The sequence below is a fragment of the Lysinibacillus sp. Y5S-8 genome (genome assembly GCF_036894365.1).
In the GTDB taxonomy this organism is placed as follows: domain Bacteria; phylum Bacillota; class Bacilli; order Bacillales_A; family Planococcaceae; genus Lysinibacillus; species Lysinibacillus fusiformis_D.
Window position 1 is genome coordinate 2,009,734 of sequence record NZ_CP145889.1, and the last position, 24,429, is coordinate 2,034,162.

Annotated in this window: 31 protein-coding genes; 23 read left to right on the forward strand and 8 right to left on the reverse strand. The window is 37.3% G+C overall.

Translation table 11 applies throughout. From position 1 onward, the window contains the following. Nucleotides 1-238: 238 nt before the first annotated feature. From V6670_RS09555 to V6670_RS09570, 4 genes are all read left to right on the forward strand, one after another. The gene (locus V6670_RS09555; RefSeq protein ID WP_338654560.1) at nucleotides 239-1,141 is read left to right on the forward strand and encodes a DUF2268 domain-containing protein; all 903 of its coding nucleotides are present in this window, start codon (nucleotides 239-241) and stop codon (nucleotides 1,139-1,141) included. A 218-nt stretch (nucleotides 1,142-1,359) separates the two neighbouring features. Further along, the gene (locus V6670_RS09560; RefSeq protein ID WP_338653857.1) at nucleotides 1,360-1,545 is read left to right on the forward strand and encodes a hypothetical protein; all 186 of its coding nucleotides are present in this window, start codon (nucleotides 1,360-1,362) and stop codon (nucleotides 1,543-1,545) included. A 101-nt stretch (nucleotides 1,546-1,646) separates the two neighbouring features. Continuing rightward, complete coding sequence (locus V6670_RS09565; protein WP_338653858.1) at nucleotides 1,647-2,123, forward strand: NUDIX pyrophosphatase; 477 nt, start codon at nucleotides 1,647-1,649, stop codon at nucleotides 2,121-2,123. 419 nt (nucleotides 2,124-2,542) lie between these two features. After that, on the forward strand, nucleotides 2,543-2,980 hold the full coding sequence (locus V6670_RS09570; protein WP_338653859.1) for a GNAT family N-acetyltransferase: 438 nt from the start codon (nucleotides 2,543-2,545) through the stop codon (nucleotides 2,978-2,980). A 222-nt stretch (nucleotides 2,981-3,202) separates the two neighbouring features. On the opposite strand, the gene V6670_RS09575 is transcribed toward V6670_RS09570, so the two are convergent. After that, on the reverse strand, nucleotides 3,203-3,694 hold the full coding sequence (locus V6670_RS09575) for a DinB family protein (protein WP_338653860.1): 492 nt from the start codon (nucleotides 3,692-3,694) through the stop codon (nucleotides 3,203-3,205). 361 nt (nucleotides 3,695-4,055) lie between these two features. On the opposite strand from V6670_RS09575, the gene V6670_RS09580 reads away from it, so the two are divergent. The 4 genes from V6670_RS09580 to V6670_RS09595 all read left to right on the forward strand — a co-directional run bounded on the left by V6670_RS09580 (nucleotide 4,056) and on the right by V6670_RS09595 (nucleotide 5,739). Continuing rightward, entirely contained in the window at nucleotides 4,056-4,742 is a 687-nt protein-coding gene (locus V6670_RS09580) for a hypothetical protein (protein ID WP_338653861.1), read from the forward strand. A gap of 53 nt (nucleotides 4,743-4,795) precedes the next feature. Next, nucleotides 4,796-5,029 carry a hypothetical protein gene (locus V6670_RS09585; protein ID WP_338653863.1) on the forward strand — a complete coding sequence of 78 codons (234 nt, stop codon included), beginning with the start codon at nucleotides 4,796-4,798 and terminating at the stop codon, nucleotides 5,027-5,029. Between the two features lie 175 nt (nucleotides 5,030-5,204). Next, complete coding sequence (locus tag V6670_RS09590) at nucleotides 5,205-5,393, forward strand: hypothetical protein (protein ID WP_036127599.1); 189 nt, start codon at nucleotides 5,205-5,207, stop codon at nucleotides 5,391-5,393. A 151-nt stretch (nucleotides 5,394-5,544) separates the two neighbouring features. After that, nucleotides 5,545-5,739: a hypothetical protein gene (locus V6670_RS09595; protein WP_338653868.1), complete on the forward strand. Its 195-nt coding sequence runs from the start codon at nucleotides 5,545-5,547 to the stop codon at nucleotides 5,737-5,739. 137 nt (nucleotides 5,740-5,876) lie between these two features. Here V6670_RS09595 and fumC read toward each other — a convergent pair whose 3' ends face one another. Both fumC and V6670_RS09605 read right to left on the reverse strand, forming a co-directional pair. After that, nucleotides 5,877-7,268, reverse strand: a complete 1,392-nt coding sequence (gene fumC / locus V6670_RS09600; protein WP_058844968.1) for a class II fumarate hydratase — start codon at nucleotides 7,266-7,268, stop codon at nucleotides 5,877-5,879. Between the two features lie 281 nt (nucleotides 7,269-7,549). Next, entirely contained in the window at nucleotides 7,550-7,765 is a 216-nt protein-coding gene (locus V6670_RS09605) for a hypothetical protein (protein WP_141903153.1), read from the reverse strand. Between the two features lie 604 nt (nucleotides 7,766-8,369). On the opposite strand from V6670_RS09605, the gene V6670_RS09610 reads away from it, so the two are divergent. Both V6670_RS09610 and V6670_RS09615 read left to right on the forward strand, forming a co-directional pair. Further along, nucleotides 8,370-9,098, forward strand: coding sequence for an AAA family ATPase (locus V6670_RS09610; protein WP_338653871.1), 729 nt, complete (start codon nucleotides 8,370-8,372; stop codon nucleotides 9,096-9,098). After that, nucleotides 9,095-10,318, forward strand: coding sequence for a GNAT family N-acetyltransferase (locus V6670_RS09615; RefSeq protein WP_141903155.1), 1,224 nt, complete (start codon nucleotides 9,095-9,097; stop codon nucleotides 10,316-10,318). Before V6670_RS09610 ends, V6670_RS09615 begins: the two co-directional genes overlap by 4 nt. A gap of 40 nt (nucleotides 10,319-10,358) precedes the next feature. Here the strand turns inward: V6670_RS09615 and V6670_RS09620 are convergent, their stop codons facing one another. Next, nucleotides 10,359-11,771 carry a PLP-dependent aminotransferase family protein gene (locus V6670_RS09620; protein ID WP_338653872.1) on the reverse strand — a complete coding sequence of 471 codons (1,413 nt, stop codon included), beginning with the start codon at nucleotides 11,769-11,771 and terminating at the stop codon, nucleotides 10,359-10,361. A gap of 111 nt (nucleotides 11,772-11,882) precedes the next feature. Here V6670_RS09620 and V6670_RS09625 point away from each other — a divergent pair, with 111 nt between their 5' ends. Beyond that, nucleotides 11,883-12,323, forward strand: a complete 441-nt coding sequence (locus tag V6670_RS09625; protein WP_141903350.1) for a GNAT family N-acetyltransferase — start codon at nucleotides 11,883-11,885, stop codon at nucleotides 12,321-12,323. 103 nt (nucleotides 12,324-12,426) lie between these two features. Here the strand turns inward: V6670_RS09625 and V6670_RS09630 are convergent, their stop codons facing one another. Beyond that, a complete protein-coding gene (locus V6670_RS09630) occupies nucleotides 12,427-13,119 on the reverse strand; it encodes a class I SAM-dependent methyltransferase (RefSeq protein WP_338653873.1) in 693 nt (230 codons plus the stop codon). Between the two features lie 429 nt (nucleotides 13,120-13,548). Between V6670_RS09630 and V6670_RS09635 the strand changes: the two genes are divergently transcribed. The 5 genes from V6670_RS09635 (at nucleotide 13,549) to V6670_RS09655 (ending at nucleotide 16,245) form a co-directional block, all read left to right on the forward strand. Then, nucleotides 13,549-13,680 carry a hypothetical protein gene (locus tag V6670_RS09635; RefSeq protein WP_338653874.1) on the forward strand — a complete coding sequence of 44 codons (132 nt, stop codon included), beginning with the start codon at nucleotides 13,549-13,551 and terminating at the stop codon, nucleotides 13,678-13,680. Next, nucleotides 13,673-13,840 (forward strand): hypothetical protein, encoded by a 168-nt coding sequence (locus V6670_RS09640; protein WP_170829807.1) that lies wholly within the window; start codon nucleotides 13,673-13,675, stop codon nucleotides 13,838-13,840. The genes V6670_RS09635 and V6670_RS09640 overlap by 8 nt, the downstream gene beginning before the upstream one ends. A gap of 8 nt (nucleotides 13,841-13,848) precedes the next feature. Then, nucleotides 13,849-14,481 carry a hypothetical protein gene (locus tag V6670_RS09645; protein WP_338653876.1) on the forward strand — a complete coding sequence of 211 codons (633 nt, stop codon included), beginning with the start codon at nucleotides 13,849-13,851 and terminating at the stop codon, nucleotides 14,479-14,481. A gap of 98 nt (nucleotides 14,482-14,579) precedes the next feature. Next, nucleotides 14,580-15,569, forward strand: coding sequence for a YafY family protein (locus tag V6670_RS09650; RefSeq protein ID WP_141903159.1), 990 nt, complete (start codon nucleotides 14,580-14,582; stop codon nucleotides 15,567-15,569). 46 nt (nucleotides 15,570-15,615) lie between these two features. Beyond that, complete coding sequence (locus tag V6670_RS09655) at nucleotides 15,616-16,245, forward strand: type 1 glutamine amidotransferase family protein (protein ID WP_141903160.1); 630 nt, start codon at nucleotides 15,616-15,618, stop codon at nucleotides 16,243-16,245. Nucleotides 16,246-16,310: 65 nt separating this feature from the next. Here V6670_RS09655 and V6670_RS09660 read toward each other — a convergent pair whose 3' ends face one another. Further along, the gene (locus V6670_RS09660) at nucleotides 16,311-16,811 is read right to left on the reverse strand and encodes a DUF1648 domain-containing protein (RefSeq protein ID WP_141903161.1); all 501 of its coding nucleotides are present in this window, start codon (nucleotides 16,809-16,811) and stop codon (nucleotides 16,311-16,313) included. Nucleotides 16,812-16,902: 91 nt separating this feature from the next. Here V6670_RS09660 and V6670_RS09665 point away from each other — a divergent pair, with 91 nt between their 5' ends. Then, nucleotides 16,903-17,643: a sulfite exporter TauE/SafE family protein gene (locus V6670_RS09665; RefSeq protein WP_141903162.1), complete on the forward strand. Its 741-nt coding sequence runs from the start codon at nucleotides 16,903-16,905 to the stop codon at nucleotides 17,641-17,643. A 21-nt stretch (nucleotides 17,644-17,664) separates the two neighbouring features. Then, complete coding sequence (locus V6670_RS09670; protein WP_338654564.1) at nucleotides 17,665-18,591, forward strand: PD-(D/E)XK nuclease family protein; 927 nt, start codon at nucleotides 17,665-17,667, stop codon at nucleotides 18,589-18,591. Between the two features lie 77 nt (nucleotides 18,592-18,668). On the opposite strand, the gene V6670_RS09675 is transcribed toward V6670_RS09670, so the two are convergent. Beyond that, nucleotides 18,669-18,905: a DUF3923 family protein gene (locus V6670_RS09675; protein WP_338653879.1), complete on the reverse strand. Its 237-nt coding sequence runs from the start codon at nucleotides 18,903-18,905 to the stop codon at nucleotides 18,669-18,671. A gap of 360 nt (nucleotides 18,906-19,265) precedes the next feature. Between V6670_RS09675 and V6670_RS09680 the strand changes: the two genes are divergently transcribed. The 5 genes from V6670_RS09680 to V6670_RS09700 all read left to right on the forward strand — a co-directional run bounded on the left by V6670_RS09680 (nucleotide 19,266) and on the right by V6670_RS09700 (nucleotide 23,175). Further along, complete coding sequence (locus tag V6670_RS09680; protein ID WP_141903165.1) at nucleotides 19,266-19,919, forward strand: hypothetical protein; 654 nt, start codon at nucleotides 19,266-19,268, stop codon at nucleotides 19,917-19,919. Between the two features lie 22 nt (nucleotides 19,920-19,941). Next, the gene (locus V6670_RS09685) at nucleotides 19,942-20,421 is read left to right on the forward strand and encodes a hypothetical protein (RefSeq protein ID WP_338653881.1); all 480 of its coding nucleotides are present in this window, start codon (nucleotides 19,942-19,944) and stop codon (nucleotides 20,419-20,421) included. Nucleotides 20,422-20,630: 209 nt separating this feature from the next. Continuing rightward, complete coding sequence (locus tag V6670_RS09690) at nucleotides 20,631-20,756, forward strand: hypothetical protein (protein ID WP_255358833.1); 126 nt, start codon at nucleotides 20,631-20,633, stop codon at nucleotides 20,754-20,756. A 443-nt stretch (nucleotides 20,757-21,199) separates the two neighbouring features. After that, complete coding sequence (locus V6670_RS09695; RefSeq protein WP_338653883.1) at nucleotides 21,200-22,360, forward strand: MFS transporter; 1,161 nt, start codon at nucleotides 21,200-21,202, stop codon at nucleotides 22,358-22,360. Nucleotides 22,361-22,515: 155 nt separating this feature from the next. Then, on the forward strand, nucleotides 22,516-23,175 hold the full coding sequence (locus V6670_RS09700; RefSeq protein WP_338653884.1) for an MBL fold metallo-hydrolase: 660 nt from the start codon (nucleotides 22,516-22,518) through the stop codon (nucleotides 23,173-23,175). A 35-nt stretch (nucleotides 23,176-23,210) separates the two neighbouring features. Here the strand turns inward: V6670_RS09700 and V6670_RS09705 are convergent, their stop codons facing one another. After that, complete coding sequence (locus tag V6670_RS09705; protein WP_338653886.1) at nucleotides 23,211-24,377, reverse strand: Ger(x)C family spore germination protein; 1,167 nt, start codon at nucleotides 24,375-24,377, stop codon at nucleotides 23,211-23,213. Between the last annotated feature and the right edge of the window lie 52 nt (nucleotides 24,378-24,429).

A 24,429-nucleotide genomic window follows, 5' to 3' on the forward strand; every position in this document is an offset into this window, starting at 1 on the left:
TATTAAAGTCAAACATAGAAAAATAGTACTCATTCTTTCAGCGAAGCTAGCAGGTCATAAACTTAAAGATTGAATTGGCCAACAGCCTTCATTAGGCTTTATTAAGAAATGATTGCCAACTTAGAAAACATATCAATTCATTTAGATCTTACCAATTCTGAGGAGAATCTTATGGAGAGCACAAAGCTGCTTCAAAACTATCATGTTAAATATTTGCGAAAAAGGTGATTACATGGGTATGCCTTATAAAGTAATCGACACATTAAATCAATATCAAGAGTTACTTGCGATTACAAATTTAGAAGAAAGAAAAAATTATTTCCGTTATACAATGATGAAACCATTTGAGGAAATGTGGAAATTAATCAATGTTCCTATAAAGGCGAAACAAGAAAATGGTTATGATGTTTTAATGGCTACAAAAATGCTTGGGTATGCAGCTGTTACAAACAATAAACAAATCCAACAAGGGTTATCCATCTTAGAAGAAAATAACGTATATACCGTAGTGGTAAATACAATTAAAAATTGTATAGAAAACGCTAGTAAGTCGGGTTTGAAAGTAAATACTGATGAAATAACGTTTGGCTTGTATGTTGCAGACGCTGATAAATTAAAGCTACAGAAAGGATTTTCAGGATTCGGAGGTATTCCTGGGTTTATTACTGTGAATATCTATCCCACTGATTATAATTTACCGAAACTTCCCGCAGTCATTGCTCATGAGTTTCATCACAACATTCGTTTTTCTTATTTTGATTGGGATCATGGTAATGTATCAGTGGGAGACTATCTTGTTATAGAAGGCTTGGCTGATTCATTTGCAAAAGAATTATACGGAATAGAGCAATTAGGGCCTTGGGTTACTAGCATGGATAAAGAAGAATTAGAGTACTCAACGGAAGTCATAGGCGAAGTCCTTGACATTAAAGGATTTGCTGAAGTGAGTAGCTATATGTTTGGTGATGAAATTGCTGCCCAAGAAGGGTATCAATCTGTAGGACTTCCTTTCTGTGCTGGCTATGCAGTAGGATACAAGGCTGTTCAATCCTATATGAAAAGGTATAATAAGACGATTTATGAAGCAACTTTGGCTACCACTGATGAAATAATTCATGGATGTGGCTTGTTTTCTAAATGACTTCGTAAAAGTAGCTAATAGAAAGCTTCAACGATCGGGTGCGTTTCTCCAACAAGTGGAGACGCTTTTTTACTAACGGCGCAGATTAATTTAAGATTTTTGTTAATTTTAAAAGGATAATTTACTTAAAATTAGAACTTATATTCATTTCAGACGTATTAAAGTAAAGGGACTATGTCAGTTCAAAGATATATATATAATTAAAAGGAGGAAATGAAATGGATATTTATTTAGTGATATTACCAATGATTAGTATGTTGTTAGGTTTGTATTTAGTATGTCTGGGACTCTGGGAATTAAGAGTTGGTATAGATAGAAAAAGATTTATAACCTTCTCGTTTACAGGGCTATTTTTGATTTTTATATTACCGAATATGTTTGGTTTTTTTCAATTTAATTATTAATAGCTTTCAATAAATATCTATCTGCTAACTGAATTAACGGAGCAGCTTGGTTGAAGACAGGGCAAATTTATTTTAAGGCTATTTTTGGGAGGAGATAAGCAATGAGGGCACCTTATCAAGTTTTGGTATTTCCTTATATAATCACTGATAAATCTATTGAATATGCAATTTTTAAGAGAAGTGATGATGGATATTGGCAGGGGTTAGCTGGTGGTGGAGAAGAGGGAGAGACTTCTATTGAATCAGCTAAACGAGAAGCATTTGAAGAGGCTGGTATTACAAGAGATTATCCATATATTGAATTAGATTCTATGTCTTCACTACCAGTAGAAGATGTGGTTGGGAACTTTCTTTGGGAAGAAGATGTTTATGTATTAAAAGAATTTTCTTTTGGTGTTGAAGTTCCTACAAAAGCTATATCATTATCAAAAGAGCACCTCAACTACAAATGGTTATGTTTTGAAGAGGCAGTAACGCTTTTGAAATGGGATAGCAACAAAACGGCGTTATGGGAATTGAACAAAAGGTTATTAAATCGGATTAACCCCAAGCAAAAGATTGTGAAAGAAAATACTTAAGCTTACGGGAGCTTTACTTCAATAAGGAGTAGAGCCTTTTTCTACTTAAACAAACGGTGCAGAATTGTTCAGTAAAGAAATTATAAATATTTAAATAAATGAATGAACAATATATGTTAAAATAGTTAGTTCCTACATAAAAATGAATTAAATATAAGAGGGGGATATTTATGCATGAATTTTATTGAAAAAAAAGACTGAAACACAAGGTGACGATTTTTTTCTGACTTTTGGTATGGATTCAGACAATTACTAGGATGTAATTGTTGATTACAGTACAGCTGATATCAAAGTATATGAATATATTTATGGCGCAGGTTAGTACAAGAAGTATTCAAGTGAATCATTTCCTTTATAAGGAAAATAATGGGTAATTATGCTAAGTTGACTAAAAGGATATTGAAGGAGGGATTCAATTAATGGATATTAGAAAACCTAACGATTTTGAACTAAAAAAGGTATTATCTCTTTCTCCACAAGCTGTTTTTGATGGCACATTAGGTCAAGTGGAACCTACGAAAGAAAAAATTGATCAACTTGTTAATCCACTTTTGGAAAAGGGAAGCTATTATTTAATAGCAACAGAAAACGATAAATTATTTGGCTGGATTCTTATAGGGGCTAGCAAAGACCAATTTACTGATAGGATGAATGGATTTATTTACGAATTATTTGTTATAGAAGAGTTTAGGGGGAATGGAATTTCCAAAATGTTAATGGGAGCAGGTATTGATCATCTGAAACAAGCTGGATATTCAGAAATCCGTCTAAGTGCATTTGCAGGGAATCAAGCAATTAAACTGTATGAAAAATTGGGATTTAGCATTAGGACGATTACTATGAGTTTGCAGTTATAAGCAACTAACTTTTATAAAAAGTGTGACTTAACATCCTAGATGCCTTTTATAAATTTTTGAGGTCATATTTTAGTTATTCCATAAGGCGCTATTATGGGTTAATAAAAAATCCCAATTTCTCAATTTGAACACTAGGAAATTGGGATTTTATTTGATATAACAATTAGATCTGCTTTTAAATCGCTTTGTTGTATGCAATAGTCAAGCAATTTTAAGCATCGTTTATAAATAGGAGCGCTTGTCTGGCCATGAACCTTGTAGTTTACGAAGTTGTACAATTTGTCCTGTATGATAAGCATCGTGCAAAAGGATATTTAGATATTGTTGCCAAACTGGAAGAGAAGGACTAGGTTGATCCAATTCTGCTTCTTGAAGGGATGCTAATGAAGATTGTAAGGCATCATGTACATGAAGTGTTCGCTTCACAGTTTCTTGCCAAGCATCCTCATCATTCGCTCCACTTTGGACAAACGTTTCATCATTATTTTGTGGAGCAACAAATGAGTCATCTTTATGTAAGCGAGAAAGTAAGCGCTCTTTAAAGGTTAGTAAATGGTTAGTATTTTCCCAAATCGTATTAGCTGCCTTTCCTTCTGGTTGCCAACATGCTTGTGCAGCAGTGAGATTCTTTAATGCTTCTGATAATGGTGGGTACCATTCTTCTTCGAAAAAAACTTGATTGACTCCATTTTGCAAGAGTTCCTTTTTACTCATTGGGATAGCCTCCTCTTTTGTAACCTTCTAAAAATTACTTATTATTAATTTATCAAATTTTCCGAAAATAGTATATAGGAGTGAAAATATACTAACAGGGACGTTAACTAAAGAGCATTGAGTTGCTTAGGCTCAGTATAGGTTAGAGGAACAAGAAAGGCTATTGAATGACGTTCTGTTTTGTATCGGAATCTGATGGATTGCTTAAGTATTTATTTATAATATAAGGGAAAAATACTTACAAAATTTACATTAGAGGTGGCGATAATTCTTGAGAAGGTTAGTCATACTAGTCATGGTGATTTTTGGATTATTTTTCCCGATGCAATTGCTATTAGTAAAGGCGAGTATTCAATCAAAATTGGAAAAAGTAGATGTTTCATTTATTCAAATAAGTCGTTTAAACGGGGAAACTCGTTTATTTAAGGAAAATGATGGATATGAGGAAGTGATTATCGATAAGATTGTTAACTGGATAAATACATCAAGCCCTTCCGAAGGAGCAAATGAATTAGAGTTAAATCAAACTTCCATCGTCTCGATAATGAAAATAAAACTAAAAAACGGAGATGTTGCAGTTATTGAACCAGCTTATAATTGTGTATCCCAAAACCAAGTAAAAACATGCACGATTGCAGATGGTGAGGTTATCTATATAAGTAATAATAAAAAGCTTCGATTGAAATCAGTAGAACTTTATGATTGGCTCTTAGTTGGCTGGAAATATGAAAGTGTTGGGGCACCAAAAGATGAGTTGCTTGAAGAAACTTTATATAGCAGATATTTTTCCTATCTCGATGAAACTTACGCAGATTTTATCATGTGTCCAAAAATCGATAAAGTTGAGCCAATAGATGGCAATACCAGGAGACATATTGTTCATGCAAGTGCGTTAAATTATAGTGCACATCATGGTGATGTTCCCTTTGATAGAATCCATATCATGTTGACTGATACGCCAGAAAATGGAGTGAAAATAAATAAAGTGACAATACAAAAGGGGATTTCTGAAAAAGAAAGCGCTATACAATGTAGGCGAGCGAGCTAAAGGATGACAGTGTAGAGAAGTTGTATAAGAAATACTAGTAAGTTGGTGAATGGATGGAACAATTGATAAAGGAAATAATGTCTCAGAGTAACCAATATAAAATTCAAATTATTAAACGTAAGGATGGTTTCTATACTATAGAAGTATTTATGTGGCAAGAAGAGTATGGATATGAGTATTGGCGTCCAATAAAAAAAGATTTGACTTTAGTTGAAACGGAGGAAGGTGCAATAGCATTAGCCATTGAACATTTAAGCGTGTACTCTGGAGAACAATGCTTTTATTAATGTGCCCAATTTTGGATTGATGTTTTAAAATGCACTTGCTTCGGCAGGTGTTTTTTTCATTATCGATGCTCAAATAAAACATGTTTAATAATACCAAAAATGGTTAAATATTGTATAATGAAGTTAGGATATTTTGATATTAGTAGCTTGTAGAAAAGAGAAGGTGGTTGAGAAAATGAAGAATAAAAAAGGCATAGTTATTGCTAGTATTATATTATTATACTGTGTGATTTCTGTTATTTATACGCTTTTACTGGATGGAAAAATCAATTGGTCTCTATTATTTTTAGCAATATGTATGATTTATATTATAGAAGTTGCTATATCTAATAATAAATTACTTAAAAAGAAATTGACTAAGTAGGGCCAATTCCAAAAGCTTAACAGGTTAAATCAGTTTTTACAGTTAAGTTACATCTGTTGGTAGGGCACCGACTCACATTCCAACGGTTTATTATTTTCCATCTGCATTTAATACCTCACATTATCAGGTGAAAAAGAAGGTGGGTATGCTATTGTTTAAAGCATTTTCAAAGCTACAATTGGTACTATCTTTTTTGATGGCTTTTATTGGCTTCTCACAAGCATTTAACAACTGGGGAGAAAAGAGAATTTTATCTTTATTCTTTTTGATTGCTAGTGTGTTTGTTTTAATTGTTACGAGTATAGCTCTAATTTTTTATAGAAAACGGCAAATCATTAAAGAGTAACGATGGGCTTCAAAAAGAAAAAGATTAAAGCTTTTTAGCTCCAATCTTTTTTCTTGTGCAATCACACCGTATTTTCTAGCCGAGGCTCAAAATAGGGGACATGATCTAAAACTTTGATATATCAACTTGCATTCATTTTATTTTACGTTTGGATAAATCATCGTTGCTGGGTCTACATATTCATCGAATTGCTCTTCTGTTAGTAAACCACTTGCGATAGCTGCTGCTTTTAAAGTAGTGCCTTCTTTGTGCGCTTTTTTCGCGATTTTTGCTGCGTTTTCATAACCAATGTATGGATTTAATGCCGTTACAAGCATTAATGAATTTTGTAAATTATGATCTAGTACTTCTGTGTTAGGCTCAATTCCTACAGCACAATGGTCGTTAAATGATTTCATTGTATCGGCTAATAGGCGAGTCGATTGTAAGAAGTTGTAAATAATGACGGGTTTAAAGACGTTTAGTTCAAAGTTCCCTTGAGAAGCGGCGAAGGCAATTGTCGCGTCATTGCCGACTACTTGTGTGACAACCATAGTCATAGCCTCACTTTGGGTAGGGTTTACTTTACCTGGCATAATCGATGAGCCTGGTTCGTTTTCAGGAATTGTGATTTCGCCAATACCAGAACGAGGGCCACTCGCAAGCCAGCGAACGTCATTAGCAATTTTCATTAAATCAGCTGCTAATGCTTTTAATGCACCATGAGCAACAACAGCTTCATCATGGCTTGTTAAGGCATGGAATTTATTCGCAGCCGATGTGAACTGTTTGCTTGTTAGTTCACTAATCTCTGCTGCTACACGATCACCAAATTCAGGATGAGCGTTGATACCAGTACCAACAGCTGTGCCACCAATCGCAAGCTCCTTCATATAGTCAATATTTTGGAGTATCATATGCTCGGATTTTGCTAGCATGGCTGCCCAGCCGCTAATTTCCTGACCCAATGTAAGAGGTGTCGCGTCCTGTAAATGCGTACGACCAATTTTAATAATGTCTTTAAATTGAGCTGCTTTGTCTTCTAACGTTGATTTTAATAGACGAAGTCGTGGTAATAAGTAATCTTCCACTTTTAACACAGCTGCAATATGCAATGCTGTTGGGAATGTATCATTTGAGCTTTGTGATTTATTGACATCATCATTTGGATGAACAATATCAGCTTCGCCAGCGTCCTTTAATAATTGGTTTGCACGGTGGGCAATGACCTCATTCACGTTCATGTTGGATTGTGTACCGCTACCTGTTTGCCAAACAACAAGTGGGAATTGATCGTCCCATTGACCATTTAAAATTTCATCTGCAGCCTGTACGATGGCATTCGTTTTAATATCAGAAAGTTTGCCTAGTTTGTTGTTCGCAATCGCAGCACTTTTCTTTAAAATAGCCATGGCTTGCACAAGCTCAATCGGCATTTGCTCTGTACCAATTTGGAAATTTTCTTTACTGCGCTGTGTTTGCGCACCCCAAATTTTATCAGCAGGTACTTTAATTTCACCCATTGTGTCTTTTTCAATACGATAATCCATGTTCAAACAGCTCCTTTATTATGTAAAACTCTCCTAATATACAGATAAAAACGGATACTCTTAGTCTGATGTAAGAATATCCGTTTGATACATGCTTATTCAAAAAAGAGGGGGATTCTGAATTAAGCAATTTGGAGAAAAGAAATAATCTACTGATAATGATAATTGTTATCAATTAAAAAGTCAACGGTTTTTCTTGAAGAAATTAATGATGAGAATAATTCGCAATCGTTATCTTTGGTTTTCCCGAATTTCTAAGAAATAAACGGCGCTTTGAGGCGTTATCTCTTTTTCTTTCCGATTTCTTTCAACGGTTGTTTTTTAGGGATTTTTTCAAATAAAACCTTTACCTGAAAATTATGGTCATCGATTTGAAGTACCTCTATCACCTTGGCTTTGCGCCCTTTAATTCGAATATCCTCTTCCACTGTAGGCAGTTTAACGAGCAATTGGCTTAAAACAGACGTCTTGTTTTCATAAAAATGAGTCACAAACATCGCTCTTCTCCTTCTAACATTTGATGTTACTCAATTTATGAGTGGGGCATAGTAGATAGAACTTTTGGTGAAGTGGTTGATTAGATTGGAACTTCTACAAGCGTTCATCAATTGAAGGGACTCGCTCACCGAGATTTCCAAATTGCTCATAAAGTGAGAGAACCATGCTTCATAAAGCATTCCCCATAAGTAATCTCCCGAAATTTCTGCGCAATAAAATCATTGCAATGAACCAATTGCTAGGAAAACCAATAATTGTTGTGAAGAAAGCGTGGTTCATTCTGAAATACTTCACCAACAAAAGGTTTTATTTTATTTGAAAATCAAAAATATGACATAATTCTACGTATGAGAATTGCAACTTTCGACATATCCTTTATTTATTTCTCGGGAAATATATCATAGGATTATGAAGGGATAGTAAGGATTTCGTAAGCTATTTCAGACAATGATTTGATTAGGGATTCAGGTGGGTTCTTTTAGATAAATATAATGTGTTTATGATTTGATTGACTATTCTTATTTTTCTTTTGACTCGTGAGATAGGTGTATTATGTTTCAGCTAGGGCGATGTTCGTTATAATAAGAGAAAGGAGGAAACGAGATGTATTTAAAATCATGTAAGGTATTACAGGACACGATTCCGAATAAACAAATGTATCCTTTTAATATCCCAAGCTTGCAGGATTTATATGAGCTGGAGTTTCCGACAAATGTGACGTTCTTTGTTGGAGAAAATGGGTCGGGGAAATCAACATTACTTGAAGCAATTGCAGATCGCTGCGATTTTAATACGGCGGGTGGTGGTCGCCAGAATTTATATGACGTACATAAGGCAGAGTCTTCACTGGGTGAATATATCCGCTTGTCGTGGATGCCAAAAATTTCGAATGGCTTTTTTCTACGATCAGAAACATTTTATCAATTTGCCAGTCATATTGATTTGTTAAAAGATCCAAGGAAATATAACGCTTTTGGTGGGAAGTCGTTGCACCACCAATCTCATGGTGAATCGTTTCTTGCATTATTTATGAATCGTTTTAATGGCAAAGCTATCTATTTATTGGATGAGCCTGAGGCAGCATTGTCTCCAACGAGGCAGCTAAGCCTGCTGAAAATTATCAAGGATCTAGAGCATGAAGCCCAATTTATTATTGCCACACACTCGCCCATTTTACTGGGCTATCCTAATGCTACAATATATAGTTTTGATGATGGAGAGATTGAATCGATTCGCTATGAGGATACCATTCATTACATCGTCACTAAACGTTTTTTAGATGCACCGCAATCCATTTTACGTGAGTTATTTGATGAGGAGAGGGAATTATGAATCAACGAAAAGGCTTAGTCATGCGAGAAATTCGATTAGACGAAATGGCACAGTCCATTGATTTACTGAATTATGTATTTCAGATGTCTATGTCCATTCACAAGGATCGCCGTTTTGTAAATGCCAAGAGTAGGCAGTTTAATGAAGGGCATGCCATTGGCTGGTTTGATGGCAAACAGCTTGTATCCCAAATTTTAAGTCTACCTTTTGAGGTTAATGTACATGGCAAAATTTATGAAATGGGCGGCATCACAGCAGTTGGCACATACCCTGAGTATTCTGGGCATGGCTTAATGGAGAGCTTGATTATTGAAAGCCTGCAAAGTATGCGAAATGAAGGACAATGTATTTCCTATTTATTTCCATATTCTATCCCTTATTATCGCAAAAAGGGATGGGAAATTATGAGCGATATTGTAGAGTTTCAGGTGAAGGATACACAGCTTCCGCATTATGCGGGACTCAATGGAAAAATTCGTCGTGTTGATCCCAAACATGAGGATGTTGTAGATATTTACGCACGTTACGCACAGAAAACGCACGGAGTGATGGTGCGCAATAGTATTGCGTGGAATGAAAAATTTCAGGAGGATTTCTGGGAGGAGAAATTCATTGATAGCGATGTCCAACTACAGGCAGCGGTCTATTATGATGAAGACGATGTAGCGCAGGGCTATATGTTCTACCGTATAATGGAGGAAAATTATTACATTGATGAAATCGTTTATTTACAGGAAGAGGCTCGTAAAGGCTTATGGAACTTTGTCTCGGCACATAGCTCGATGGTTTATAATGTTTACGGGAAAACAACGGGAAATGAAGCTGTGGCCTTTTTATTAGAGGATAGCGAGATTATTCAAAAGGTCTCTCCTTATTTCATGGCGAGAATTGTCGATGTCAAAGAGTTTTTACTACGCTATCCATTTGTCGGTCAGGATTTCGAGCTTCAGCTTGCTGTCAGTGATCGCGTTGTGGCGTGGAATAATGGTACATTCATCATTAAAATGAAAGATGGAAACCTGTCTGTGCAAAAGGTAAGTGAGACGTTAAACGATAATGCTGTTCATTTAACTGTGCAAACATTGGCTACGATGCTGTTAGGCTATAAACGCCCAAATTATTTAGAAAAAATTGAACGTCTACAGGGTCGTGCTGAGGAAATTGCGTTGCTTGAAGCTGTCCTACCAGTGGGTATCCCAACATTTATTGATTATTTTTAAGCCTTTTAGTGCGCGAGGGGGAGAGCCATAACGTTGACAGTTATGGCTGCCATGCCTCTTTTAGCCGTTCGACACCCAGTTTGATTTCTTCCATTGTTAACTTACTAAATCCTAATTGTAGCAATGGGTCCTCACTTGTTTGATTAATAAAAAACGGGCTTGTTGGATAAACCTTCACACCATAAGTCTCGGCTCGCTGGATGAGCTGTTGTTCTGAAAGGGGAGACTTGACCTTCACTACTATATAAAGCCCCGATTGCTCGCCCAACACGGCTATTTGTGGACCAAATTGTCGTTGCAGCTCCTGAACAAGGTGCTGCATTTTTTGTTTATACGTCAAGCGCATTCGTTTAATATGACGTGTCCATTCCCCTTGTGCCATGAATTGGGCCATTGTCCGTTGATGAAGGGACGAGGCATTTTGTTCAAAATGAGCAAAGCGCTCTTTAAATGGCTGTACTAGCGTATTCGGCAATACCATATAGCTTAATCGTACACCAGGTAAAAACGATTTTGAGAAGGTGCCGAGATAGATTACCTTTGAAGGGTCGATCGAGGCAAGGGCAGGAAATGGTTGTTGTGTATAGCGAAATTCGCCATCATAATCATCCTCAAGAATATAGCCATTGACTTGCTGCGCCCATTGAATTAAGGTTTGTCGCTGCTGAATGGTCATGGACACACCGTATGGGAAATGATGTGAAGGGGTGACATACAATAAGCGTGCTTGACAATGTTTAAGTATATCAAGTTGTGCCCCTGTCTCCATTACTGGCAATGTCTCTATGACAAAACGATGTAACTGAAAGGCCTCACGCGCCCCATTATAGCCAGGGTCTTCTAAAAGAACACTTGGAAAATGATCTTTTAATAAAAAGCCCACATACAGTAGCATTTGCTGTGTGCTACTGCCGATCATGATATTTTCGCTCGTTGTCGATACGCCTCTTGCTTGTAGTAAATACGGTACAAGCTGCTCCTTGAGCAAGGGATCTCCAAATAGCTCTCCATATTGATAGCATGATGGTTCCTGTAATACTTGATTGGCTAATTGACGCCATGTTTTCATAGGAAAATATGTCTGGTCAACAGCCCCAGCACGAAAATCTACAAGCAGTGATGTTGTGTTGCTGGTTGGCTGTGATAGAACTGGCTGTTCCTGTTCCTGTTCCTGTTCCTGTTCCTGTTCCTGTTCCTGCAAGAAAACTGGCTCTAATGCATTGACGAAATAGCCTTTGCGTCCTTCTCCACGTATATATCCCTCAGCTACAAGCTGTTCGTAAGCAGTTAACGTTGTATTACGGCTAACCTGTAACGTTTCTGCTAATTTTCGAATGGAGGGCAGAGAATCGTTTGTTTGAAGTGTTCCTTGTGTAATGAGTATTTTCATTTGCTGATACACTTGTTTATATTTAGCCTCTTTTTCTGTTAATAGAAAGATAAAGTCATCCATATGATACCACCTTGACATGTTGAAATATTTGAAATTGTTTCTTTTGGAATGTCAGATTATTTACTACCATCATATAAGAAGGACAATGAAAAAGAAATGGGGAATCGAAACATGAAAATTTGTACAGTGACACAGGCAACCATTGAGGAAGTTGCGCCTTTATTTAATGCCTATCGGGAATTTTATGGGCAACTGTCTGATATACAGAAAGCGGAGCAATTTATACGTGAGCGAATAGAACGGGCAGAGTCCATTATTTTTCTTGCGTATCAGGAGGATGAGGCAGTAGGGTTCGCTCAATTATTTCCTCTCTTTTCATCCGTAGCCATGAAAAAAGCGTTTATCTTAAACGATTTATTTGTCGCCAAACAAGCCAGACAACAAGGGGTGGCACAGGCTTTAATGGAACAATGCTACGTCTACTGTAAGCAGGAAAATGCTCGTTACATGATGCTTGAAACTGCAACGGATAACATCAATGCACAGAAGCTCTATGAAAAGATGGGCATGACGATTGATAACAATGTCTATTATTATAGTATTTATTGGTAATTAAGCTGTATGGTTGGTGGTGGGATTGCTCATAAAAGGACGAAAGTGCTCTAACTGGAGTAGACACCCCGCCATGTCTACTTAGACATGGCGGGACCTTGTGTTAGGCAAGACTCATCCAGCCTGCGAAAAGACCAGAGGAGAAAAAGCGGGTAATGTTTTTGAATCCAGCTTCACTTAATAATTGTTGGATTTCTTGATCGGAAATGAAAGAGATATTCATGATGACTTTGCCCATATTTTCTACTTTCTCTTTTGTGTAGCTAGCGTCTAAAAAGACACTTTGCCAGATTTTGATGCGATCTTGTAGTTCGTCACTTTCTCGATCTCCGTAGGCACAAGCAAGGACGAACGGTTTTCCGGGCTTTAATTGATCGTGAATGTTTTGTAGTAGATGTAGTTTTTCCTGACGATCTACAATGAAATGAAGGACGAGGATACAGCTGGCCGCATCGAATTTTGGCGTGTTTTGTGGCAAGCTCTCAATAGTTCCTTGTAGCAGTCGAACTCGGCTTTCTAATTCGAGTTGTACGGCCTTGTGTTGAGCGATTTGGAGCATTTCCTCAGCTGGGTCAATGCCTGTGAATGTCCACTGAGGGTTCGTTGGTCCCCATGCGGAAAGTTCATTGCCACCGCCAGCCCCCACAACTAGCAGGGATGCCTCTTGTTCACCTAAATGAGAACGGAAATAGGCTTGAGCCACGGCAAATAATGTGTCATAGGCAGGCACCGAAGTACGAGTACTTTGCTCATATGTACGTGCCTTTTCTAATAAATGTGTTGATAGTTTATCCATCGATATAGCCTCCATTGCTTTATTATATATATTGCAGACCCTTATTATCTGTAATTGAGTATAAATGAAAATGATTGAAAGGACAAAGAAATCGCTTTTTATTGAAGGGATTGGCGAAGCCTTTTGGTTTTCAAATGAGCAATTTCATGTAGGGCATCGTGTTTGGCTGTGTCCATGGAGCTATGTTGTGGGCGACACTTCCCGTTCATGTGAGCTTGTTAGCCGTGCTTATGACAGCATTTGCGGGCTATGTCATATGATAGATGAATGAACGGATGACAGAAGGCTTCATAGTATCGCGCATTTGGTAGCGGCAGGTTTTTCTATGTTGCCAAAGCTATCATGATGACATTTTGACTTATTTGCATTTCTTGGCGGACGCTTGCATAATAGGGCAGAGAAGATTTTTTCGTGAAGGGACGTGCAAGCATGACAGAATGGCCTAAGGGAGTAGCCAAACCAGCAATTCGTGCATTACAGGCAGCGGGTTATACAGAATTGAAACAAGCGTTAGCGGCGATTGAAGCGGCTCTAAAGGAAGGTAGTGAGCCTCGTGAATAAGCTAACATTGTTTTTACTAGCTATGGTTGTCTACTATATTATCGTTGTATTCCTTATTAGCAAGCTGTTTATTATTCCAATCATGAAAGTGATGGCCTTGATCTTTTTTATAGGGGCAGGCTATATTTTTTCTCGTAAAATGCGTAGAAAATTACAGTAGGAGGCAATATGAAAATTGTAAATCTAACATTCTTTTATGGAGCGGTTATTATCTTAGCGATTACGCTGTCATTAGCCGGTGTTCGACTATCCATCTCACTCGGGATATTTGCGTTATTCGCAATAGGGGTAATTTATCGTCATATACATATTTTATATCGCACCAACAATATGGAGCAGGTGGATAAATGGGTGAAAAAACATAGAAAAGAACCCATCTTTGCTGCACTTTATGCCAATGCTTATGAGACGAAGGAAGAACAGATTCGTGCAGTTGATGCTATCATCGACTATTACAGGCAACCTGCCGTAAAGTATAATTATCAATTTATTAAAGCAATCATGGAAGAGAACTTAGGTGACGCGAAAGTAGCGGCAACAAAAATTGGCAAAGAACCTTTAGCTAGCTATGCACATTGTTATATCGCTGCTCTCGAAGGCAGAACAGCTGACATGAGAAGTGATAAGCTAACACAGCCGTGGATGCAACCCGCAATCGAAGCAGTCTATGCTTATACAGTAAAGGATCAAGCAAAGTTTCGCCAATTTGCAGATGTGAGCATAGAACACGCTCGTGGCATACAGAAATATGGTCTTATACATAATTTCAAGCAAATAGAAGAAGATTTGGTCATTCAATAATAGTTGGGCTACTTGGTAACCAGTACATACGGTATCGAGTAGCCTGTTTTCGTGTAGCTTACAATAAATGAAAAAATGATTCTATGAGGTGACAATGATTGTCTAAAATTGATAATATGATGCAGATTCTATGGATGCTGCATTCAGGCAGGAAAATTACTGCGAAAGAAATAGCTGAAAAATTAGAGATGAATATAAGGACAGTATACCGATATATTGACGCACTTTCTGCCAGTGGTGTACCGATTATAGCAGAAGCAGGTCATAAAGGAGGGTATACCCTGTTGAATAATTTTATTAAAAGTCCTCTTCTATTTGAGATTGATGAGAAAGCGGCATTACTTCATGCTGCTATTTTTGCAAAAGAAGCTGGTTATTTTTTAGATGAGGCATTAAACAGTGCAACATCAAAGCTAACAAAATTTTCAAATCAAGAGCAAGAAGAAATGATTAAGCAACATTTAGAAGGATTCGAGATTGTAAGCCCTAATGCTCAATCATCTATGGAGCCGATATTGAAAAAAATAGAGGAAAGTATAGTAAACGAAACATCTGTTGAAATGGAGTACCGTACAAATAATGAAGAACAACCTAAACATAGATTGATTAACCCGTATGGCTTAGTTTATTGGAATAATAGCTGGTATGTCATTGCCTATTGTCATTTAAGGAAGGAGATCCGTAATTTTAAAGTAAGCCGCATTATCAATATGAACCAAACAGCCATTACCTTCCAGCGACCACAACCTTTCTCGGCAAGTGATTTTTTTATGAAAAGCATTCTACCACAAGTAGAAGATAAACGGGAACTTACGCCTTTCATCATTTGTGGTAAGACGGATGCGGTAGATGACATAAGTCAGCATTGGTTTTTAAGGGATCACCTCAAAGAACGGACCTCAAAGAAAGCGATATTTCTAGTAGAGGAAGAAGCGTTACATAAATATGTTCCTTATTTGCTATTACCATATGGAAAATCAATACAAATAGTAGAACCGATAAGCTTAAAGCAAAAAATGATTGACGTACTTTATGAGCTAATTAATTTTTATCAAGTTGAAAACTTTACTGACGGAGAATGTCAGTGAAGTTTTTTTATAATAAGCGTAAATTCATTTAAAAGGAGTGGTTATTATGCATACAAGAAGAGTGTATCTTTATGTATTTAATACGATGTCAGACTGGGAAATAGGCTATTTAATTGCTGAACTGAATTCTGGAAGGTATTTTAAAAAAGGATTAGCGGCTTTTGAGGTAATTACGGTAGGTATTGATAGAAGTCCTGTTACTACGATGGGAGGAATCACAATACTTCCTACTATTTCCATTGATGAATGTCAATTGAATAGTACGGATGTCTTAATTCTTCCAGGAGGCAATACATGGCTTGAGTCTATTCATGATCCTCTATTGAAGAAAGTATCCATAGCGTTGAACGAAGAAATTATCATAGCTGCAATATGTGGCGCAACTGTGGGTCTCGCAAAGATTGGTTTGCTAGATTCAAGAAAACATACAAGCAATGATTTAGAATACTTGAAAATGTGTTGTCCACATTATATAGGGGATAAACATTTTCAGAAAGGCCCTGCTATAACGGATGGAAATTTAGTTACGGCATCAGGTACAGCCCCACTGGAATTTGCTGTCCATGTTTTGAGGCTGCTTGACGTCTTTAGACCAGAAACATTACAGGCGTGGTTGAATCTTTATCAAACGCATGAAAAAAAAGACTATTTTGAATTAATGACTTCCATTGAATAATTAAGGTCTCGGTGGAGCATGTGTAACAACATGCTCCCAAATTTATTCTTATATAAAGAGATACATTATCGCATTTTCTTTTCCAACAAAATGCCTCGTACGATGCCACCAATAAAGAGGATGCCTAACACGAAAAGAAATAGGTAGGCATGCCACTGCTGTAAAATACGCTCGTGACCTAGTGCTACTGTCAGGTCATTGAAGAGGGAATAAGTAAAATACAATAAAATACTATTTTTTATGAGACAAAACGTCATAATGCCACTTTGTCGCTGTCTATGGGACAGGGTTGCTTTATTTTTGCGCATGACAGGGTAGGCAGCTTTCATTTCTAAATAGTGTAAAAGTAAAAATAGCATAAGTGCGATAAAGGGTAAATAAAAGATCGCAATTTTCGGTCCAAACTGGGCTTGCTCATTCGTAAAGCTTTGTAAGACAGGAATCGTTGCAGGGAGCTTTGAATATTGGATTAGGGTGGCGGTGATGCCAGCTCCAAAAATAGTGGCCGCTATAACAGTCAACTGGTGACAAAAGCGCGGTGTGGGTGTTTTTTGTTGTGTATGCATCCTTGCCCCTCATTTCTCATCATTCAAAATGTTAATCTGTTATACTGTAACATAGAATGATTGCTTTTTGTGTTAGAGAAAGAAGGATACTATGGAATACTTGTTGTTTTTACTAATTGGCATCATTGGGAATGTCGTGGGCACATTAGTGGGTGGTGGCGGCTTAATTACCTTGCCTACCATGATGCTTATGGGCGTGCCCGTCCATTCGGCTATTGGCGCGAATAAAGTGTCCAATATGGTGAGTGCCTTTTCCAGTTTTTATACGATTTATAAACGAAAAGAATTAGCCTGGACAGAAATGCGTGCTGTCCTACTTGTATCCTTGATTGGAGGCACACTTGGTGGACTTTTCGCTTCGTTCATGAGTAGTCAAACATTGACATTCATTGCCATTATGTTACTAGGCTTTGCACTCATCATGTCCTTTATGGGTGGAGCTGATTTTGGTGACAAGGAATGCTTTACAATGAATCGAAAAAACGGTCCAATCCTTCTTGGGGTTGGTTTTTATGATGGTATGTTTGGCCCCGGCAGTAGCACATTAGCTCTTTATACATATGCACATGAGAAGATTTCCTATATCAAAGCAGTAGGGCTCTCACGGGTGGGGGTATTTGCCATGTGCTCAGGAGCGGCGATTACGTATATTGCGACGGGAAAAATTGAATGGCCATTAACACTTATTTTGATGATTGGCTCAACGATTGGTGCACAAATTGGGCTCGTGCTTGCGAGAAAAGTGAATGCGAATCAAGTGAAGCTATTATTGCGGATTGTAACGATTGTGCTGATTGTACAGCTTCTTTATGATTTTATCCATCAGCTTTAGGAGGCGATTGTCCTGTTTGAAATAACACCATACCCAACCTTTTCGTGGTCACTCTCGCGTCATAAAACATTGACAAGCTGCGCTCGCAAATATGGCTATGAATATTATTTTTCACATAACGGATGGCTCAGCTATAATGTAGAGCCTTACCATCAACTGGTGTATCGCTTAAAAAAGCTACAATCGATGCCTATTTTATTTGGGCAAATTGTCCACCGATATATTGAACAGGCCATTAATGATTATCTACAGACAGGGAAAGCTTCTACACTAGAGGAGCTGATGCAAGGGGCACGTGGACAGCTTAATGCAGCCTTTATTGATTCTACACGCCATGTGGAGTTTTGGAGGCAAAAGCCGAATAAATACTATATGATGCAGGAAATTTATTATTACGGCACACTTTCTTCTGAGCTTGTGCAGGACTATAAAGAACGTTTACAGCTTATGTTTGACCATTTTTTGATGAGCGAAACATTCCAGCAAATTACGGCACAAAAGGGCGCTCTCCGTATTGGGGAACCAGAGCAATTCCGCTCGATGAAAATAGACGGCATCCAAGTATTCGTCGTCATGGACTTTCATTATTATGATGAACTAGCAGATAAATGGATTATTGTTGACTGGAAGACGGGCGGGGAGTCTGATGATGACCGCCAGCAATTAGCACTCTACGCCTACTATGTTCAGCAAAAATACCGTGTATCCTTGGAACAAATCGAGGTCTATAACGAATATTTATTAACGGGAAAACGGAAGAAATATAGGTTTACTGCCTACGATATGGAGAATATTTTGCATACGTTTCAACGCAGTGTCTTAGCAATGAAAAAATACCAAGCCGATATCTTTTCCAACGAGCCTGTCGATTTCGAGGACTTTGAACAAACGCAAGAAAAATGGCATTGTCGAGGTTGTAATTTTAGAGAATTGTGTGGGACAAGGTGAGAAAGAAAAAGAAGCGAGTGCTAAAATAGCCACTCGTTTCTTTTTATGTCATTTAGGGATGACAATCCAGCACTTCTTCAAGAGACCTTTGCGGTGGTTTTCCTAATAAAATATAGAAAAATGAGCTGAATGAGCATAACAACTAGAAACACGATGCCCAAAATAACGAATGAGACCATTTTAATGCCAGGAGTCTGCACCATCCCAGCAGCATCAACATTTCTTACCCCAATAAATACTGCGAGGCCAGAAAAAATCAATAACCATACAATATTTATAACCCACCATATAATTTTCATAAACAAAATGAACATCCTCTTCCTATTTATAATTTCCTTTTATGGTTTTATTATATTGTTTTTGTTTGTTTTTGGAAACACACTTTAGACGGTGTTACCTCTCCGCCTTGAGACGGATTGACTTATTAACTTCGGTTGGTGTGTAGAAGGTAAAACAATTTTTTCATTTGTTTAGAGCTAAAAAGGCTTTATTCCTTATTTAGGGTATATATGGTAAATTTGGTATATGTAAATATTTAGGTATAAAAGGGAGAGAGAATATGTTACATAAGAAATCATCTAACCATCACTTAATGGTTATAGCACTGGTAACAAGTGAGGAGACTTCGCAATGCCCACACAATTTCAAAACACTTTCTGGAGAGGGGGGAGAAAATGATTAATAATAAAAGGGCGCTTATTAGTTCAATCGTAATTTTAGGTATATGTATGTGTCTTTTTTTTCCATATCCTTCTAATGAAGTGATGCATGCCCAATCTTCTTTTATGTCTTTTCCTATACAAACACAAGATGGCTATGTGTTGCTCGGCATCATTGGCTCGATTTTATTTATATTTGCGATAATTTTACTAGCTAGGAGCCTAAACAAATATCACCTTACAACAATCGTTTTCGTAGTGTTACTCTATTCATTTTTACCCCATTTTCTCATAATGGCGTATCAAGAAACCTTTGCTACTGGTATCATGGCCATTTCATACAAAGGGGATGGCAACTGTGATTTTGAGATGGTGAGCAAAGATTTAATGAATGGGGATTGTACCTTTGTCTTACATAATCGAAGCAATGAAGCTGTGTCATTTGATTTAGTATTTTTAGATAGCCAATTCTCGAAAGAAGATGTGCGTATATCATCACTTATGAATAGAGCAGGTCCATATCATGTGACAATCGAGGCCAATCGTGAAAAATCGATTCATCTGAAGAAATTACTCGCTTTATCAAAAGTTCCCCATCCTATTTATGGTGGAGGTTCGTCCAATGTGCAGGTTAAATTATTGGATGGAAACAATGAAAGAACTTTATAAATAGTCAAGGAGGGGGAAAAGTATGAGTAAATTATCATGGTTTTACTATTCTACCAGCCTAATCATAACGGCTATCATTTTTAGTCTTATACATGTTTTCGCTGAACCAATTGTGATAGGAAGCTCCAATGGTATAAGTAATGGTAATCCAGGACTCTTTCCCTTAGTATTTTTCACACCGTTCTTCATTGTTTCAATTATGGGTACATATAAACTTGCCAATAGACTGGCTCTAAAAACGATGAAGACGATGCCATTTTACAGCATGATGGTGCTATCCTTTCTGTTTCCAAGTATTGTCTATTCATTGACTTTGAAAAAAGCACAAGAGCTAAGAGTGTTCGTGTTTGAACATAATCAGTTAGTTACGAAAATAGCTGAAATGCCATTGTTGAACACTTATTCCAATTCTATTTTTTTTACTGGATGGACCTTCCTTGCGCTACATTTTACAGTCATTTGGATCGCTTATGTATTAGCGTTTCTAAAGCATAAAAGTTAAACAGTTAGCCACTCCAAACAGTCGCAACCTTAGCTGAACCAGATAGGATGGATTGTGGATATTAATGCTTCTACATTACAGTTTACTCGTTATCATCACTACTCTAGCACTCTGTGTGGGAACACAATTTTATAGTATAAAATTGATTCGTTCAACATATACAAATAGTAGAGAACGTATTCCTTTTGAAATAATAGAGGAGGATGTAGATGAGTAAACAAATGTCTATGTTTGAGCTTTTGGGAACACCAAAGACCGTAGATGAAGCTATCAAAAGTGTGGAAAAGAAAAATGTAGTCGTACCTCGTAAGGTGGGCTATATTGTGCAGCGATAAAACATGCCGTGTAACCGTAAATAAAAACGCTGTAGTTGCTTTTATGAGTTACTTGTATTAAATTATAATAAGCTATTCATCGATTTTTAGAGAGGAGGCAAAATGTGATGGAAACTGTTTTCAGAAGAACTGCCGTTGAAGTAAAGACATTTTTACAATTAGATGATTACTGTTCAAAGGGACCAGTCTGTGATTTTTTAGAAAAACACCATATAGAACTCAGTAACCGGAAGCTTTTTGCCTTTGTATGTCATTCGTGAAAAACGTATTTTAAAAACGATACAAAGTAATGCCTAGACGCCGGTTTTATGGCGTCTTTTTTGTTGTGATTAAACTTAGAGAGGGTGAGCTAATTGCTGAAAAAACTAAGGCAATTAAGGGATGTTTCAGTGTTCCAAGCGCTTCTAATTTAGCAAAACAATTAGAAGCGAGGAATTTTAACTATGAAAAAACAACCCATTTTTACTACATCATTTCTTTTTCTATTTATAAGTAATTTTTTCATTTTTATAGGATTTGAAATGTTACTGCCTATCTTACCAGCCTATTTATTAAGTATAAACGCCACTCCTATGCAAGTAGGTTTGGTAACGACGGTATTTACACTAGGCGCCATTATAATAAGACCTTTTATAGGTTATTATTTAATCGATCATAAGCGAAAAAATCTAGCTATTGGTGCAGGCATCATGTTGCTGATGATTACAATATTATATCCTTTTCTTAGCACGATTTGGATTTTCCTATTGTTACGGTTTTTCCATGGAACAGCGTGGGGGATTTCTACTACAGCCAATAGTACAATGGCTGTAGATATCATTCCTAAAGCTAGATTAGGAGAAGGAATGGGTTATTTCTCGGTTTCAACAACAGTCGGAGCTATTGTTGCACCAAGTTTAGGTATCCTTATATATAATTCCTTTTCCTTCCATACGCTGATTTGGTCATCTGCATTACTCTGTTTATTTGCGGTCATAATGCTTCCATTTATTCATTCAGCTACACCTAAACAATTTGACAAGCAGCCATTTCGATTTATGGAAGCGATTTTTGAAAAAGAAGTATGGTTTCAGTCTTTATTGACTGTAGTGACGACGCTTGGTTTTGGAGCCGTCATTACATTTTTAGTCCTTTTCGGAGAGCAAAAGGGATTAGATCATATTTTTCTATTCTTTTTTATCAACGCAATTGTTTCCACTTTATTACGTCCATTTACAGGAAAATGGTTTGATAAGAATGGACCATGGTCTATTATCATTGTGTCAGCAACACTTGGTTTCTTATCACTAATTGTCTTGTCCTATACAACAAATAATAGTACTCTTATTTTCGCAGCCATTTTATTCGGTGCAGGTTATGGGACCGTTATGCCATGTTTACAAACATGGACTGTTCAAAAAGTAAGTGAAGCCAAAAGCGGTGCAGCCAATGCTACTTTTCTTTCAAGCTTTGATGTTGGTGTTGGCGTTAGTGCATTTTTCTTAGGGATTTTAGCAGAATGGATTAGTATAGCAATGATTTTCCGTCTTGTTAGCTTAAGCTTTCTTATTGTTGTCCTGTTAGTATACTGCGATTACATTACCAATAAGAAAATGAACCAGTAATATAATAATAGGGACCAGTCTCAAATGTCTGGTCCTTTTACTATGATTCATTTCCTAATGATAAAAATAAAGAAAGCAAGCAGGGAATCCTGATTAAAAAACAGAAACTAGCTAGATGCCATAATTTATAAGAAACGGTGAAGGAGGCGCGTGTCATGCAAATGGCGAACGGGATAGCAATGCTGGAACTCCATTATCAGGGCTTTGTGATTCATCCTACATTGGTGTGGGACCAGGACATGGCGGTGTTAATTGACACCGGTTTTCCTGGACAAATGGAAGAGCTGCATGAGGCGATAGTACAGGTGGGTGTGTCATTAAATCAGCTCAAAGCGATTATCTTAACGCATCAGGATGTGGATCATATCGGCTGTCTACCTGATTTATTACAGGTGTGTGGGTCACATGTTCAAGTATATGCACATGCTCTCGGCAAGCCTTATATTCAAGGAGAGCTTCCGCTAGTAAAAGATGGACATTTAGAGAACCCCCCGAAGGGTAAGGTGGATGTGGTGTTGAGTGATGGCGAAGAACTACCATTTTGTGGTGGGATTCGTGTTATTCATACACCAGGGCATACACCAGGTCATATTAGCCTGTATTTAACACAGAGTAAAACATTGGTGGCAGGTGACGCGATGTATAGTGTAGACGGTCATATTGAGGGCGTTCATGAACCAACTGCATTGGACGTAGAAGAAGCTCGTCAGTCTTTACAGAAATGCCTAGATATCTACCTTGAAGCGGTGATTTGTTATCACGGAGGCATCAGTAGGGGAGCAGTCCTTGAACAAATGAAAAAAATATTGTCATGATAAAGAGACCACGCCAAGAAGGGTGGTCTCTTCCATTATTCGGCGATGGTCTCTTCAAATGTTTTACGGCCAGGGCTTACTTTATTAATATGAATATCGATTTTACGGATGGAATCCTTCGTTAATGGAATTTTGCCATCCTTTTCTAGTTTCTTCCATTCCTTTACATTATCGCGGTAGAGGTATTCTGATAAGCGAAAGACATCCGCATCCATTTTCAAGCCTTCCTCGAAGGTAGCCATAATTTCATCTTTGACTGCTTTTTCTACTTTTTTTCTTACTTGATCGGGTGTCAGCTTCCCTTTAAAGCCATTTAAAATTGTGTTGAATTTTAAGTACACCTCAAATTGGACTTGATTGTTTTGGACGATTGGTTTGACATTGACATCTAACTTTTGAATATCGACAGTTAAGAAATCACTTTTCTCGTTATTTTCCAATTTAACGGTGATTTCCCCTTGCTTTGTTTCATCGTTCATCCATTCAATACCGCGAGCGGCTTTACCTTTAATATAGCCTTTAAAACTATCCTTTGAGAGGATACCGACACCTGCAAAAACAGTTTCTGTTTTGGTACCATCTATGGTTTCCCAGTTTTCGTTGACAGTTACGTAAGGGATTTTCATTTCATGGTTTGGCTCATTTAAGCCAATCACTAGCTGTCGCAAATTAACAGGTTCTACAAAAGACTCCTGCTTAGCCGTATTTTTAGGATTACTTAATTTCGCGGCAGTTGGTGACTTCTCTAATAAAGGAGAAACTAATAAAACATCCTCGATTGGGTCTTGTGTACAGTAGACCCAAATATGATATCTAGTCTCACGAAAGCGTAAAAAAGTATCGATTACAGCAATGGCATGCTCATCCTTCATCGCATTCTCTGAGAAAAGAAGATAGGTCATATGCCCCCAAAATACTTCTTGGTCCATGGAACGATATAATTTGTAAATCGCTTCTTCTATTGTTTTTCCCTTCGCTTGACCAATTTCTGTAGGTGAGGCTTGAGGGTTAGATTGTTCTGTTTTCGCTACGTTGGCAAAGTTGATAATTTGTAAGTACGCAGTATATTCATTATCCTTATAATCAACCCCAACACCTTGCACGTAATACATTCGTTGAGGCTCTGTAACATCCCAACAGCCTGACATGAGTAGTGTAGTCGTAAGCATTAAAATAACAATCACAATATTTTTTTGACTCATATGTCTCCCTACTTTTTATAGTTCATGTATAGTAGTTTGGACAAGAACGCAT